Origin of the sequence: Flavobacterium ardleyense (assembly GCF_033547075.1) — a bacterium.
Lineage (GTDB): Bacteria > Bacteroidota > Bacteroidia > Flavobacteriales > Flavobacteriaceae > Flavobacterium > Flavobacterium ardleyense_A.
Genome location: NZ_CP137891.1, coordinates 1080830 through 1096856, shown reverse-complemented (window position 1 = coordinate 1096856; position 16027 = coordinate 1080830). Strand labels below are relative to the sequence as shown.

Here is a 16027-nt window from a genome sequence, read left to right as displayed (position 1 = left end):
TAAAGTACACAAATGTAAAAGTTTATGTGGTTAAATTTTAATTGTTTAGCGTGATAGTTTGTTTTTTAAATTCATATATTTGCAACCTCAAAAATTCATAAGCAATCTTTAAAAAATAAGAAAATGACGAAAGCAGATATCGTAGCTAAAATTTCAGAAAAATTAGGTCTAGAAAAAGGAGATGTTCAGGCGACTGTGGAAACTTTTATGGATGAAGTGAAAAATTCACTAGAAACAGGCGATAATGTTTATTTACGAGGTTTCGGAAGTTTTATCATCAAGACTAGAGCTGAAAAAACAGGTCGTAACATTTCAAAGAATACTACAATAAAAATTCCAGCACACAATATTCCAGCTTTCAAACCAGCAAAAGTATTTGTTGAGGGAGTTAAAATAAATAATGAAGCAAAATAAACTAAATATTAATCACTAAAAGAACAACTATGCCAAGTGGTAAGAAAAGAAAAAGACATAAAGTAGCTACTCACAAGAGAAAGAAAAGAGCGAGAGCTAACCGTCACAAGAAGAAAAAATAGTCTAACTACTTTTTATTTTTTCAAGTTCATTGAAATTGAAGACGTATTAACAACATCAAATCTCAGAGAATATCCCCAAGCACTCTGTGCATAAAGGCTATTTTCTGATTTTTGTTTTTATATTTTTACGGTCTTTCCCGGGTATTATACCTGTTTAAAAAAACGTTTAATCCATCCGAACGATTCGGTAGCAACACACAATCTTTTTTATCTATAGAAAGAGAAGACATTGTTGCAACCTAAAGTCTGGATAAAAATTTACAGTGTGAATAAAGAATTAATCATCAGATCAAGTTCTGAAGCCGTAGATTTTGCCTTATTAAAAGATGGAAAACTAATTGAATTACACAAAGAAGAAGAAAAAAGCAACTTTCAGGTGGGTGATATATTTATCGCCAAAATCAGAAAACCAGTTGCTGGACTCAATGCGGCATTTGTACACGTAGGTTTCGAGAAAGATGCCTTTCTACATTACCACGATTTGGGCCCAAACCTTCCTTCGATGTTAAAATTCATCAAACTTGTAAGCGCAGGTAAAATTAAAGATTACAATCTCAAAAATTTTCAGTTTGAGAAAGAGATTGACAAGGATGGCAGCATTACAGATGTTCTCAACACCAATCAATCATTACTGGTTCAGGTAGTAAAAGAACCTATTTCTACCAAAGGACCACGTATAAGTTCTGAACTTTCATTGGCCGGCAGGTACATCGTACTTGTGCCATTTTCGGATCGAATTTCTATTTCCCAAAAAATAGAAGAAAAGGAAGAAAAAGACAGACTTAAAAGACTCGTGCAATCAATAAGACCAAAAGGCTTTGGCGTCATCGTACGCACAGTAGCCGAGGGCAAGAAAGTTGCAGAGCTAGACAAAGACTTGCAAACCCTCTTGAATAGATGGGACGCAATGTGTAAAAAAATTCCTACGGCTCATCATCCGTCCAAAATTCTAGGCGAGCTCAACCGAGCATCGTCCATTCTTAGAGACGTATTCAATGATACCTTTAGCGGTATTCATATTGATGATGAAGAGTTGTACCAAGAAACAAAGGACTATCTACAGGAAATAGCTCCTTCCAAACAATCAATCGTAAAGTATTATCAATCAAAGGATACTCCTATTTTTGAAAAATTTAATATAGAAAGACAGATCAAAACTTCATTCGGAAAAACAGTGTCGATGAGCAAAGGTGCTTATCTAATCATAGAGCACACAGAGGCCCTACACGTAATAGATGTCAACAGCGGAAACCGCTCAAATAAGGCAACAAACCAAGAAGATACTGCTCTCGAAGTAAATATGATTGCCGCAGCAGAGATTGCACGTCAGCTCCGTCTGCGCGATATGGGAGGCATCATTGTAGTCGATTTTATCGACATGTCCAATCCTGACAATCGCAAAAAACTTTTCGAATTCTTACGAGACGAAATGAGCGATGACAAGGCAAAACACAAAATCCTGCCGCCAAGTAAATTTGGATTAATCCAAATTACTCGACAAAGGGTACGTCCAGAAGTCAATATCAAAACCCGCGAAGAAGACCCGAATAACAATGCCGGCGAAATCGAAGCACCAATTTTGATTATTGATAAGATCAATATGGACTTAGAAAGACAGCTAAAAACAAATGCCAAAATAGTACTCAACGTACATCCATTTGTCCAAGCATATCTCACCAAGGGATTCCCATCCCAGCGAACTAAGTGGTTCTTAGAGCATAAAAAATGGGTAAAAATAATACCTCGTGATGCTTACACGTTTTTAGAATATCATTTCTTTGATAATACAGGCAAAGAACTTTCAGAATAAAATTAAAACCGCTATCGATAGATCAGCGGTTTTTTTTTGCTCTTTTTTTTGGCAGCTATTCCGGCTTTGCTCTACAAATTCTCGCTAATGTATGACTGTATATTGTAGGATTGTAAATTGTAGGATTGTATATTGTATAACTGTATATTGTATGACTGTATATTGCATGACTGTATATTGTAGGATTGTATAATGTAGGATTGTATAATGTATATCGTAGAATTGTATATTGTAGGACTATATATTGAAAAAATGCAGTTCGTTCTTAGGATAATTTAGCTAAAGGGTGAAAATATTTTTGATATCCTGCAAGGTTTTTTTCAAACCTTGAAGGTAAATTTGAAAAAGTCACTTTAAAAAAAATCCTTAAAAGAAAAATATTTAAAACATAATCATCAAATCCTAATGAAAAATTTGATACTCACTTTGCTAATTATATTTTCAATCAGCGCATTTCCTCAGGCAAAACAAATAACAGTTTCTGTAAATAAAAACGTTGAATTTGCTGCGTTAAGATGTTGGTTAGTTGATTTTGGTAGCTCTTTCGAAAATGGTGATAGCACACTGATTTGGGAAAATCAGAAGTTTCAGCTCGCTACATATAACAATTTTAAAACTTTTATAGATGACGATCTACTTGAAAATTTTAAAAAAGTAAATCAAAATGAGGGTTTAAGCAGCTACATTTGGTTGTTCGCACAACTTGAAGATTTTCCAAACGCACAATTAAATGACGATATTCCTTCGGATGACTTTATAAGCTACGAAGATGATTTATCAATAAAGGAAAAAAGAAAAATTACTAAAGAAGTAATCTCCGACCTAAACAAATTTTATGTAAAAATCGCTTTTGATAATTTTTTAAATAAGAATGAACATTTATATAAAAGAGTAATTAGTGAAGTAGAAAATAACCTCCCTGAGCAAAGATTTGTAACTGAAATGCAACTTTTTTATAATCAATATGATAAAAAGTCGTTCATTTTAAATCCTTCTTTATTAATTCCGAGCGGAATGGGGTTCGGTCCAAATTTAGACAATAATGTCTATAATTTCTTTGGCAGTTTTGGTGGAGTTGATGTTGAAAAAAACATAACAAACTTCTCTAATCAAAGTGCTATCTTAACATTAGCTACACATGAATTTGGACATTCTTTTGTAAATCATATAATTGACAATATAAATCAGAAATTAATTGACGATTCAAGCTTCCTCTTCCCACCCATAAAATTGTCAATGGAGAATCAGGGATATTCAAATTGGAAAATATGTTTATATGAGCATTTTGTAAGAGCAGGTGAAATTATACTGGCCTCTAATCTTGGGAATACAGAAGGAAGTAAATTTTTATTTGAACATCACGTGTTAAAAAATAATTTTATTTACATTCCAATTATTCTAAAACACCTGAATTATTATAACGATAATAAAGATAAAATTTCTTACCACGAAAGTGTTGAAAAAGCTTTAATTGAAATCAAAAATTTCCGCTAGCAGCTTGCAAACTTTAGTTCTTAAAAAGGCCAACGTCCGGGCAAAGCAATCAAGCGAAGCATATCACATAATATTGGCTTTGTATTTGGTTTTTAATTAGTCTAATAGTGGAATTGTAAAAACACTACTTCTATTATACAAGCAAGCATCTGAAGCAACATTGAGTTGGATTATGTGATTTGCTTCGCAAACACGCATTATTAAGGATGGTTACTAAAACATTTACGAAAAACTACAGATTAGATTGAGCTTCCAATGATATCCTACCTTCGTCAGGAAGACAAGTATAAGCGTAATCAAAATCTACAAAAAATACTATGAACCCTACCTCCTCTTATCCTCAAAAAAACGCTTCATCATAGTCCCGCACTCCTCTTCCATAACTCCAGAAACCACGACCGTTTTCGGATGCAACTTCCCACCCATCGAAGTATAACCACGTTTATTATCAGAAGCGCCATAAACAATCTTGGTAATCTGACTCCAATACAAAGCACCCGCACACATTTGACAAGGTTCGACTGTGATATACATTACACATTCTTTCAAATATTTTCCACCGAGATAGTTGGCAGCAGACGTGATTGCTTGCATTTCGGCGTGAGCAGTGACATCCGTTAGCATTTCGGTGAGATTGTGCGATCTGGCGATAATTCGATCGTTAACTACGACTACTGCTCCAATGGGAATTTCACCTTTTGCCAATGCATATTCTGCTTCTTGCAAAGCCTTTTTCATAAAATATTCGTCGGTATAAATGTTCTCCATATTACAAAAATACTAATTCAAGTTGTACATTTGTTTTATGTCTACAGATTTACTCAAAAACATCAATTCTCCTGCAGATTTGCGGCATTTGAACTCAGCACAACTCATAGAGTTAGCTGCAGAATTGCGTGCTTTTATCATCGATATTGTCGCTACAAAAGAAGGACATCTTGGCGCAAGCCTTGGCGTGGTCGAACTTACTATCGCACTACATTATGTCTTCAATACTCCAACAGATTTGTTGGTTTGGGATGTAGGCCATCAGGCTTATGGACACAAGATTCTAACCGGCAGAAGAGATGCCTTTGATTCGAATAGACAACTCAACGGAATCTCAGGCTTTCCGAAAATCACCGAAAGTATTTACGACGCTTTTGGCGTTGGACACTCTTCAACTTCGATTTCGGCAGTTTTGGGAATGGCAATAGCCTCTCAGCTGAAGGGTGAATTAGAAAAACAACATATCGCAGTCATTGGCGACGCCTCTATTGCATCAGGAATGGCTTTTGAAGGTCTAAACCACGCAGGAGTAACAGACGCAAACATCTTGGTAATTCTCAACGACAATGCCATCGGAATCGATCCTAGTGTTGGCGCGCTAAAAAATTACTTTACTGCCATCAAGGAAGGAAAAAATCCTCGGCAAAATAATATGATAAAGTCCCTGAATTTTGACTGCTCCGGCCCGATTGACGGCCATGATTTGCCGTTATTAATTTCTGAATTACAGCGACTAAAAACCGTAAAAGGTCCAAAGTTTCTCCACGTAATCACGAAAAAAGGAAAGGGACTGCAACAAGCAGAAGAACATCAAGTGCAATACCACGCACCTGGAAAATTCGATAAGTTAACCGGTTTAATCATTCAGCAAGAATCTCAAAATCTTCCGCCAAAATTCCAAGATGTTTTTGGATTAACTTTGGTTGAATTAGCTCGAAAGAATAAAAGAATCATCGGAATTACTCCTGCAATGCCCACAGGAAGTTCGCTCAAATATATGATGGAAGAATTTCCAAATAGAGCTTTTGATGTGGGGATCGCGGAGCAGCACGCAGTAACATTCGCCGCAGGAATGGCAACTCAAGGAATGATAGTCTTTTGTACTATTTACAGCACATTTATGCAGCGCGCGTACGACCAAATTATTCATGACATCGCATTGCAAAACCTTCCGGTAATTTTGTGTCTAGATCGCGCAGGGCTTGTAGGCGAAGATGGCGCAACCCATCAAGGTGTTTTTGATATAGCTTATTTGAGATGCATTCCAAATTTGATTATCTACAGTCCACTTAACGAAAGTGAATTTCGAAATATACTTTATACCGCACAATTGGGCTTAAAAAATCCAATCGCTATCAGATATCCAAAAGGTAGAGGAATAGATCCTGAGTTTCCAGTTGCTTTTAGAGAAATTGTAATCGGAAAAGCCACTCAACTAAAAGAAGGAAACAAAGTCGCCATTCTTTCCAATGGATTTATAGGCAATAATATGATTGAAGCAATAAATTTGTTGGAAAACGCTGAAAACTTTGCTCATTTTGATTTTGCTTTCATTAAACCTTTGGACGAAAATCTGCTGCATGAGATTTTTCAAAAGTTCAATTCTCTCATTACATTGGAAGAAGGCGTTGTCAAAGGAGGCTTTGGAAGCGCTATATCCGAATTTGCACATTTATATGATTATAAAGCAAAAATTCAGATCATTGGAATTCCAGATCATTTCGTTGAGCACGCGACGGTCGCAGAACAACAATATATGTGCGGTTTGGACGTTAATAGTCTTCAAAATGTTTTGCAAAGAACCATTTAATTTAGACTTTTGCAAAAATTAAATTCTCTTATGAAACTTTTTCATTATTTCTTTCTATTCCTCTTTTTCACTTCAGCCGGATTTTCGCAAATTATTGAAATTGATACGGTGAAAGTTGTTTCCCCTTGGACGAACAAGAATATTGTAGCTTTTGACATTAATGAAATAGCTTTTGTAAATTGGAGTCAGGGTGGAACAAGTTCAGTTTCGGGTCTAATCAAAGGGACATTTACTAGAAATTATGCCGATAAGAACACCAAATGGGGCAATGAACTTCTTGTTCGGTATGGAATGAATAAACAAGATGGTGTCGAATTCCGGAAAACCGATGACGCACTGCAATACAATTCTGCTTTTGGTTATCGAGCAGATACAATAACCAACTGGTATTATTCAGCCAAACTTAGTTTCAGTACTCAGTTTACTAATGGCTACTCATACCCAAATACCGAAAAACCAATTTCAAAACCCTTTAGTCCAGCTTATACTTTCCTTGGAATTGGAGCTGAATATGCTAGCAAAGACAAGAGTTTCACTGCTTATATTTCGCCATTAACAATGAAAAATACGATGGTAATGGATCAGATTCTGGCTAATAGAGGAGCTTTTGGAGTTAAAGGTGCAATCTATGACCCGATTACAAAAGAACTTTTAGTACGTGGAGAAAATCACAAAACAGAACTAGGTTTTCTAGTTTCTAGTATTTACAAAACGGAGGTTTTTGAAAATATTATGCTTGAAAATAGGTTAAGTCTTTATTCTGATTACATAAACCGATTTGGGAACATCGATGTGGATTGGAAACTTCAATTAGATCTTAAGGTGAATAAATATGTTCGTGCCAACATTGGTACTCACATTGTCTATGACGATGATATCAAAACCAAACAAACTGTAGGTGAAGAAGAAGTTACTCGCGGAGCAAAAATTCAGCTTAAACAAATTTTAGGAATTGGAGTAGTTTACGAATTTTAGAAATTATCTCTAGTAAGAAAAAACCGCAGTCTGAGAAACTTCAGCTGCGATTTTTTTTATTCTTTATTTCCAAGAATTTTGCTGTATAGAAGCGCTTTCCCATCTGTAAGTAACGACACGAAATGTGCAATATGCAAAAGACGTTCGTACAAAGTATTTTTCTCCTGATGATGTCTTTCTGGCAACAACTTCAACAAAAGCTTGTCATAGTTGGTCATTTTATCATCATATTGATTGTTGTAAGCAGTAATAAAAACGTCTAATAAATGATTTATTATCTGATATCCTGTAAGTTCTTTTTCAATTACTTCTTTACTTTCATAGACATTTTTCGCACTGAGATTTATAATTTCATCCATCTGAACTTTGTACTTGCTTTTGTCCATTAGAGAATATGGAAATTTTCCTTCCAAGATAGCGGGTTCATTTTCCAAAAATATTTTAACCGCATCCTGAATCAAGCTTCCAATTGCCAGCGCTCTCAGATAACTAATCCGGTCTTCCTTGCTTTCTAGAACATTATACTTAGCGGAATCTATTGTGTCTTTTACGAGTTTTATAAGATATTCTAAAGCATAATCTTCCGAAACTAATCCCAAATTAATTCCGTCTTCAAAATCGATAATTGTGTAGCAAATATCATCTGCTGCTTCTACAAGATAGGCAAGTGGATGTCTTTCGTAACCAATATCATCTCCAGTTTTATTCGGTATTAATCCCAATTCTGACGCTACTTCCTGAAAGAAGGCTTTGTCAGATTGGAAGAATCCATATTTTTTATCCGCGATATTTTTGGTTGGTTTCTTTGGCAAACTTTCTTTAGGGTATTTCATAAAAGCACCCAAAGTGGCATAAGTTAGCCTGATACTTCCAGAAATTCCAGGCCTGCTACTTGTAAGCACCGAGAAACCATTGGCATTTCCTTCAAAATCGCAAAGGTCTTGCCATTGCTTAGCAGTAAGTCCTTCCTTATATTTCAATCCTTTACCAATCGAAAAATATTCTCCAATTGCTTTTTCGCCCGAGTGGCCAAAAGGGGGATTTCCGATATCGTGAGATAATGAAGCTGCAGCTACAATTGCTCCAAAGTCGTTCATCTGATAACCGTGAATCTCCTTTAAGTATGGATATTTTTCCAGAACTTTCTTACCCACAAGTCGGCCGATTGATCTTCCAACCACCGAAACCTCTAAACTGTGAGTAAGTCTTGTGTGAACGAAATCTGTTTTTGACAGTGGAATAACTTGCGTTTTGTCCTGCAAACTTCTGAAAGATGATGAGAAAATAATTCGGTCGTAATCAACCTCAAAACCCAGACGAGTCTCGTCTTCCTCTTTTCTAAGTCGTTTGTGCTTATCGCCTTGACGTCTTAACGACAGCAATTGTTCCCACTGCATCATATTCAGGTTTTTATTGAGTTATTTTTGACCTTTCGGCGGCAATAATATTATTTTTCACCACAGTAAATAAATGGTTTTTTGCTTCTGCAAATGAGACATCGTAAATTCTATCTAGCTTTTGATATTCTACAGGATATTTCTGTAAAAGATTATTGTAGTAAATATCAAGAACTTCTTTTGAAGGTGCCGTATATTCGATCAGCATTTCAAATCGACGCGTTAATGCTTCGTCAATCATGTGCAACTGATTTGTGGCAGCAATCAAAACTGACTTAGCTGGAAAATTATCGATGAGTTGCAAAATGGCATTCACCACTCGTTTCATTTCACTATTGTCCTTATTATCGTAATCACGGATTTGTCCGAGTGAATCAAATTCGTCAAAGAATAAAACCGAACGTTCGTAATTTGCTTCTTTAAAAAGTGACTCGATGTTCTTAGCAGTTTCGCCAAGGCGCGAAGAAACGATAGTAGAAAGATTTACGGTAAATAATTTACAGTTGAGCGTTTGCGCAATTGCTTTGGCAGTCATCGTTTTCCCACAACCGGTTTTACCGTGTAGTAAAATTTTGTTTACAACTGGCAAATCATATTTTGCAAGAATTTCGCGGTGTTGGTATTCGTCAAGAAATCGTTTGATTTGAGCCGCAGCAGTTTCATTAAAAACTACTTCATCTAAATTTACAATCGATCGATCTTGAAAAAAGAAATTACTCATATCTCAACTATTGAGCAGGTTTGTCGTTTGCTAAGAAAAAATTGCGCGATTTTTTGTTGTATTTATTATAGCTACGATCGCTTGGATTTACAATTACCGATTTGATATTGATCTCATCACCTAGTTTAAAACTAGCTTCTGTATATTGATAATCAAGTAAATATTCTCCGCAGAAGTAATTTCCTTCTTCGTCTTTTTCTATAATTCCTGTATAAATTCCTTTAACTTCCATAATTGTCATTTTGAAGTGCAAATTTAGAAAATTAAAACGTGCTTCTATCAACTAATCACGACAATGTACAGCCCTGATAGGCGCATACCCGAGCGTAGCGAACTGGCGAAGCAAATCCCGGAGGCGAAGAATCTATTTTTTGTGCTTGCAGAAGAGCGACCAACGGAAGCTCCTTATGCGGGCAACAAAAAAAGATTCTTGCCGAGGAATTGCCGCAGATAGCAGGACTAGCTGCCAAAAAAAACAGCCATCAACTTCTTGACAGCTGTAAATTTTAAAAATAGTATTTGCTTAAGATCCGCACATATCGCAGTCATCCGGCTCAGCATTTCGAGCTAAATCGATCATTGATTTAAACTCATTTGCAGCAATCGCCTCGGCTACCGGCGCGGCTTTCTTGTCATTATTCAAAGTGAATTTGATTGCATCAACCGCACTTTTGGTACGCAAATAGTACATTCCAGTCTTAAGACCAGACTTCCAAGCGTAGAAATGCATCGAAGTTAATTTTGCAAAGTTCGCATCTTGCATAAATAGATTTAAGGACTGAGACTGATCGATAAAATAGCCGCGTTGACGCGACATATCGATGATGTCTTTCATACTTAACTCCCAAACCGTCTTATAAAGCTCCTTTAAATCTGCAGGAATTTCCGCGATATTTTGGACAGATCCGTTGTGACGCATAATCTCTTGCTTCAAAGTTTCATTCCATAATCCGCGCTCCACAAGATCTTCTAAAAGGTGCTTGTTGACGATGATAAACTCACCAGAAAGCGTACGACGAGTATAAATATTTGAAGTATATGGCTCAAAAGCTTCGTTATTTCCTAGTATTTGAGATGTAGAGGCAGTTGGCATCGGTGCCACAAGCAGTGAGTTTCTCACCCCGTTTGCAAGCACGTCTGTACGCAATGCAGCCCAATCCCAACGACCCGAAAGTTCCTCGTCTTTAAGTCCCCATAAATTATATTGAAACTCCCCTTGCGAGATCGGCGAACCTTCGTAAGTGCTGTAAGGACCTTCCTCTTTTGCTAGCTCCATTGAAGCGGTAACCGCAGCAAAGTAAAGGGTTTCGAAGATTTCCTGATTCAGTTTCTTAGCCTCATCACTTGTAAAAGGCAGTCTGAGCATAATAAACGCATCTGCCAATCCTTGTACACCCAATCCTACGGGACGGTGGCGCATATTTGAATTTTCGGCCTCTGGAACAGGGTAATAATTGCGGTCAATTACCTTGTTTAAGTTGCGCGTTACCCGTTTGGTAACGTCATATAATAATTGGTGATTAAAAGCACCATTTTCTACAAACATTGGAAGCGAAATCGATGCGAGATTACAAACTGCAACCTCATCTGCCGATGTATATTCCATAATTTCGGTACAAAGATTCGAAGATCTAATCGTACCCAAATTTTTCTGATTCGATTTTCTATTCACCGCATCTTTGTACAACATATAAGGAGTACCAGTTTCGATTTGCGATTCTAGAATTTTCTCCCATAATTCGCGAGCTCTAATTGTTTTGCGACCTTTGCCAGCTGCTTCGTAAGATTCGTAAAGAGTTTCAAACTCATCTCCGTGAACGTCGTAAAGTCCAGGACATTCGCTCGGGCACATCAAGGTCCAAGTTGTGTCTAACTCCACTCTTTTCATAAATAAATCTGAAGTCCACATTGCAAAAAATAAGTCGCGCGCGCGCATTTCTTCTTTTCCGTGATTCTTTTTCAGGTCGAGGAAATCAAAAATATCAGCATGCCAAGTTTCGATGTAAATCGCAAAACTTCCTTTGCGTTTTCCACCACCTTGATCTACATAACGTGCAGTATCATTGAAAACTCTCAACATTGGAACAATTCCGTTTGAAGTTCCATTTGTACCACGAATATATGATCCAGTCGCACGAACGTTGTGAATAGACAGTCCTACTCCACCTGCAGATTGCGAAATTTTGGCAGTTTGCTTTAGCGTATCGTAAATTCCATCAATACTATCATCCTGCATCGCAAGCAAGAAACAGCTCGACATTTGTGGTTTTGGAGTACCTGCATTAAACAAAGTTGGCGTCGCGTGGGTAAAAAATTTCTTAGACATGAGGTCGTAAGTTTCTAAAACCGAATCCAAATCATCTAAGTGAATTCCCACAGAAACACGCATCAACATGTGCTGAGGACGCTCCACTATTTTGCCATTTAACTTTAGTAAATAACTACGTTCCAAGGTTTTAAATCCGAAATAATCATAGTTAAAATCACGGTTGTAAATTACGTGAGAATCTAGGAAAACGGCATTTTTCTGAATTACATCATACACCTCATCGGACAATAAAGGCGACGCTTGATTTGTACGAGGATTCACATAATTGTACATTTCGGTCATCGTTTCTGAAAACGATTTTGTAGTATTACTATGTAAGTTTGAAATTGCAATTCTAGCCGCTAATTGCGCATAATCAGGATGCGAAATCGTCATTGCAGCGGCAGTTTCGGCAGCAAGATTATCAAGTTCAGAAGTGGCTACACCGTCGTAAAGTCCTTCTATCACTCGCATTGCTACCTTCACAGGATCTACAAGATCGTTGAGGCCGTAACATAATTTCTTAATCCTATCGGTAATTTTGTCAAACATCACAGGCTCTTTCGTCCCGTTTCTTTTTATTACGTACATTTTTCTATATTTTTAAACCAAAAGAGTCGTTCTTGGTATAATTTCGTTGTTTTTTGGTGCTTTATCCCACTTTCCGCTCCAATCCCCGATAGCTATCGGGGGATTTCGCTGCAATCGGGGCTAGGGCACTTTTGCAATTAAGCAATAAGATTTTCAGATTTAGAAGTTTTCGAAATCCTAGAAATCAGCGTCGAAAGTAATTTTTTGAGCTTCAGAATCTGTGTTCATAACTCCTGCTTTTTGATATTCGGCAACTTTCTTTTCGAAGAAATTTGTCTTTCCCTGAAGCGAAATCATATCCATAAAATCAAAAGGATTTGAAGTGTTGTAAACTCTTTCGCACTCTAATTCAACTAGAAGTCTGTCTGCAACAAATTCTAAATATTGAGTCATTAGCTTCGCATTCATTCCAATCAAACTTACCGGAAGCGATTCTGTGATAAATTCTCTTTCGATATTAAGTGCATCGACGATAATTTCTTTAATGCGAGATTTTGAAACTTTATTAATCAAGTGGTGGTTGTGCAAATGCACTGCAAAATCACAGTGAACACCTTCGTCACGAGAAATCAGTTCGTTAGAGAAAGTTAATCCCGGCATCAAGCCACGTTTCTTTAACCAGAAAATTGAACAGAAAGCTCCAGAGAAGAAAATTCCTTCTACTGCTGCAAAGGCAATAAGTCTTTCGGCAAAAGATGGCGATTCAATCCACTTTAGAGCCCAATCCGCTTTTTTCTTAATCGCTGGGAAAACATCTAAAGCACGGAAAAGAAGGTCTTTTTCTGTATCATCTTTCACGTAAGTGTCTATAAGTAGTGAATATGTTTCGGAGTGAATATTTTCCATCATGATTTGGAAACCATAAAAGAATTTCGCCTCAGCGTACTTAACTTCATTTACAAAATTCTCAGCTAGATTCTCGTTCACAATTCCGTCCGAAGCTGCGAAGAATGCTAAAATATGCTTTATAAAATACCGTTCGTCTCCAGTTAGTTTTTCATTCCAATCTGTAAGATCTTGAGACAAGTCAATTTCTTCGGCAGTCCAGAAACTAGCTTCCATTTTTTTATACCAATCCCAAATATCGGGATGTTTGATTGGAAAAATTACAAATCGGTCGCTGTTTTCTTGAAGTATCGGCTCTATCTGTGACATATAGGTTTTTTATTAAAGTATTTGAATAATTTGGCAAATATCTGTGTCTTGCGAATACAAAGATTGCAAATTTACACCTTAAAAAAAATCATAGTTATTCACAAATGGATGATAGTTTTAAACAATCCTTTGTTTACGGGAGCTGGGGCACATAGATGTTCTAATCCGCTCATTAAGAGGTTAATACAGGCAATACTAAATTTGTTCGTGCTATAAAATAACACAAAGATAATTAAGAATTAACCTAAAATTAAAAAATATTATTTGGATTTTTTGAGGTCTTCGGCTACTTTTTCAAGTTCCATGTACCAATCTTCTCCAAAACGTCTAATTAGCGCTTCTTTGACAAATTTATATACAGGAACGCCTAATTCTTGACCAAGAGTACAAGCATCATCACAAATGTCCCACCGATCATAATTGACTGCGGCAAAATCTGAAAAGTCTTTTACTCGTACTGGATATAAGTGACAGGAAACTGGTTTTTTCCAGCTTACTAATCCTTCGTTGTATGCTTGTTCTATTCCACAAAGAGCAGTTCCTTCGTCAAATATAACATAAGCGCAATCTGCTCCACCAATAAGTGGCGTCTCTAGTTCGCCATCCTCGCCAGTGACCCAAGTTCCTTGCCCTTCAATTGCAGCAATTCCCTCTGGACGTAGCATTGACTTAATTTTTGGATAAATTTCCTCAAGAATCTTGGTCTCCTCAAGAGTTAGTGGTGCACCGGCATCACCAGCTACACAACAAGCACCTTTGCAAGCAGTAAGATTACAAACAAAATCTTTTTCGAGGATATCCTCAGATACGATGGTTTTTCCTAGTTGAAACATTTTGCAAAAGTACTCTTTATCAGAATCAAATCAAAAAATACCAACCTAATTTCAATTTACATAAATTTATAATCGCTTTTCGAAATTTCTTTGGTAGTTTTCTTTAAACTTTTGCACAGCATCACCATATTATTTTTTTTATTTTTCAAGTCCGTTAGATCCATTTTCATCATCAATCCTGGGTCTTTAGTATTTATTCCATTAATGATTTTATTAAAAGCGGCGCTTTTTTTATCTCTCCCCATTCCATTTAGAGAAACTGGAACTTCGTTGGTAAAATAATATTTAATAAGATAATCTTTGTTTTTTAATTGAAGACCTTTACAATTGTACCCTGCTATTATTAGATCTGGAAGTGCAGAAGTTTGGTAGTCTGAGAGCGCAGCTTCCTCAGAAGAATCATTTGTATTAGCAAAGCTGATTGTTTGAGCCATTTTTGTCCCAGACATATTCATAAAACTTACCATAAGCTCCTTATCAAAATCCATAACCATAAACATATCTGATTTTATGTCACCCATAGCCATTCCTTGATAGGAGGCATTTGGTTGTAAAAAATAAGTCATACTCACTGGTTTGTTGTTTTGTGACTGTATCTCGGTTTCATATTCATAGCTGAAAGAATACTTTCCAGGTAGTGCATCGGCTGAAATTTTGGATGATGGTTTTGCTAGACTTTCAAATTGACCCTCCAAAACTTTATCAACCGATTGATCTGTCTTTTGCATCACTTTACTCTCCACCTTGTTTTCGAGTCTATTTTCAATTTTCTTCTGCAATCTTTTTAATAAAGGATTTTGTGCATTTGTTGTCGCGCTGAATATTATTAAAAATATAAGAATTAGTAGCTTTTTCATCATCATTTCTTTTAAAGTTAATTTTAAATTTAACAAAGAGTTTCCACAATAAACAAAAAAGTCGACAAACTGTAACATATTGTAGTTGAACCTACTACCTCTGATTGATAATTTACGAATTATTATTATTTTATCGTATTTTCATTGATTTAACTTCTACTTTTGCACTTTCTAAAAAAGAGAATTATGAATTTAGTTTTTCAAGAGATTGTCACCGTTGCCATGGTACTTTTTGCAGTAATTGATATTGTAGGTGGCGTGCCAGTAATTGTAAGTTTAAAGCAAAAACATGGTAAGATTGAATCTGAAAAGGCAGCGATTGCAGCTTGTATCATGCTAATTACTTTTTTATTTATAGGTGAAGAAATGCTAACTGTTATTGGAATTGATGTCTATTCTTTTGCAGTAGCTGGATCATTTGTATTGTTTTTTCTAGCGCTCGAAATGATTTTAGGAATCACACTATATCGAGACGAAGAAACAAATTCTGCCTCAATTGTACCAATTGCATTTCCTCTAATTGCGGGAGCGGGAACCTTGACCACCCTGCTATCTTTAAAAGCACAGTATCAAACTATCAATATCTTGATCGCAATTGTATTAAATATCATATTAGTCTATATCGTTTTGAAATCTTCATCAAAAATTGAAAAAGTTTTAGGTAAAAACGGACTAGGTATTATTAGAAAATTTTTCGGTGTTATACTTTTAGCTATTGCTGTTAAATTATTTGCAGGCAATGTTAAAGCGCTCTTTGTTTAAAGGGAATTTA

Annotated in this window: 14 protein-coding genes; 6 read left to right on the top strand and 8 right to left on the bottom strand. The window is 36.2% G+C overall.

The genetic code is table 11. The annotated features are described in order from the left end of the window. Positions 1-93 precede the first annotated feature (93 nt). From SBO79_RS04715 to SBO79_RS04705, 3 genes are all read left to right on the top strand, one after another. Positions 94-414 (top strand): HU family DNA-binding protein, encoded by a 321-nt coding sequence (locus tag SBO79_RS04715; protein WP_318643437.1) that lies wholly within the window; start codon positions 94-96, stop codon positions 412-414. Between the two features lie 387 nt (positions 415-801). Further along, on the top strand, positions 802-2346 hold the full coding sequence (locus SBO79_RS04710; protein ID WP_318642433.1) for an Rne/Rng family ribonuclease: 1545 nt from the start codon (positions 802-804) through the stop codon (positions 2344-2346). A 405-nt stretch (positions 2347-2751) separates the two neighbouring features. After that, entirely contained in the window at positions 2752-3840 is a 1089-nt protein-coding gene (locus tag SBO79_RS04705; RefSeq protein WP_318642431.1) for a DUF4932 domain-containing protein, read from the top strand. 324 nt (positions 3841-4164) lie between these two features. Here the strand turns inward: SBO79_RS04705 and SBO79_RS04700 are convergent, their stop codons facing one another. Beyond that, positions 4165-4608 (bottom strand): nucleoside deaminase, encoded by a 444-nt coding sequence (locus SBO79_RS04700; protein WP_318642429.1) that lies wholly within the window; start codon positions 4606-4608, stop codon positions 4165-4167. Between the two features lie 37 nt (positions 4609-4645). Here SBO79_RS04700 and SBO79_RS04695 point away from each other — a divergent pair, with 37 nt between their 5' ends. Then, the gene (locus SBO79_RS04695) at positions 4646-6418 is read left to right on the top strand and encodes a 1-deoxy-D-xylulose-5-phosphate synthase (RefSeq protein WP_318642427.1); all 1773 of its coding nucleotides are present in this window, start codon (positions 4646-4648) and stop codon (positions 6416-6418) included. A gap of 30 nt (positions 6419-6448) precedes the next feature. Further along, a complete protein-coding gene (locus SBO79_RS04690) occupies positions 6449-7393 on the top strand; it encodes a DUF3078 domain-containing protein (protein WP_318642425.1) in 945 nt (314 codons plus the stop codon). 56 nt (positions 7394-7449) lie between these two features. Here SBO79_RS04690 and dgt read toward each other — a convergent pair whose 3' ends face one another. The 7 genes from dgt to SBO79_RS04655 all read right to left on the bottom strand — a co-directional run bounded on the left by dgt (position 7450) and on the right by SBO79_RS04655 (position 15261). Then, the gene (gene dgt / locus SBO79_RS04685) at positions 7450-8790 is read right to left on the bottom strand and encodes a dGTP triphosphohydrolase (RefSeq protein WP_318643435.1); all 1341 of its coding nucleotides are present in this window, start codon (positions 8788-8790) and stop codon (positions 7450-7452) included. A 13-nt stretch (positions 8791-8803) separates the two neighbouring features. Further along, positions 8804-9511, bottom strand: coding sequence for an AAA family ATPase (locus tag SBO79_RS04680; RefSeq protein ID WP_318642423.1), 708 nt, complete (start codon positions 9509-9511; stop codon positions 8804-8806). A 7-nt stretch (positions 9512-9518) separates the two neighbouring features. After that, a complete protein-coding gene (locus SBO79_RS04675) occupies positions 9519-9743 on the bottom strand; it encodes a hypothetical protein (protein WP_406600250.1) in 225 nt (74 codons plus the stop codon). 291 nt (positions 9744-10034) lie between these two features. Beyond that, positions 10035-12410: a ribonucleoside-diphosphate reductase subunit alpha gene (locus SBO79_RS04670; RefSeq protein WP_318642419.1), complete on the bottom strand. Its 2376-nt coding sequence runs from the start codon at positions 12408-12410 to the stop codon at positions 10035-10037. Positions 12411-12587: 177 nt separating this feature from the next. Next, positions 12588-13565 carry a ribonucleotide-diphosphate reductase subunit beta gene (locus tag SBO79_RS04665; RefSeq protein ID WP_318642417.1) on the bottom strand — a complete coding sequence of 326 codons (978 nt, stop codon included), beginning with the start codon at positions 13563-13565 and terminating at the stop codon, positions 12588-12590. A 260-nt stretch (positions 13566-13825) separates the two neighbouring features. Next, on the bottom strand, positions 13826-14398 hold the full coding sequence (locus SBO79_RS04660) for a DUF3109 family protein (protein ID WP_318642415.1): 573 nt from the start codon (positions 14396-14398) through the stop codon (positions 13826-13828). Between the two features lie 56 nt (positions 14399-14454). Continuing rightward, a complete protein-coding gene (locus SBO79_RS04655) occupies positions 14455-15261 on the bottom strand; it encodes a hypothetical protein (protein ID WP_318642413.1) in 807 nt (268 codons plus the stop codon). 180 nt (positions 15262-15441) lie between these two features. On the opposite strand from SBO79_RS04655, the gene SBO79_RS04650 reads away from it, so the two are divergent. Then, complete coding sequence (locus SBO79_RS04650; RefSeq protein ID WP_406600249.1) at positions 15442-16017, top strand: MarC family protein; 576 nt, start codon at positions 15442-15444, stop codon at positions 16015-16017. Positions 16018-16027: the final 10 nt, after the last annotated feature.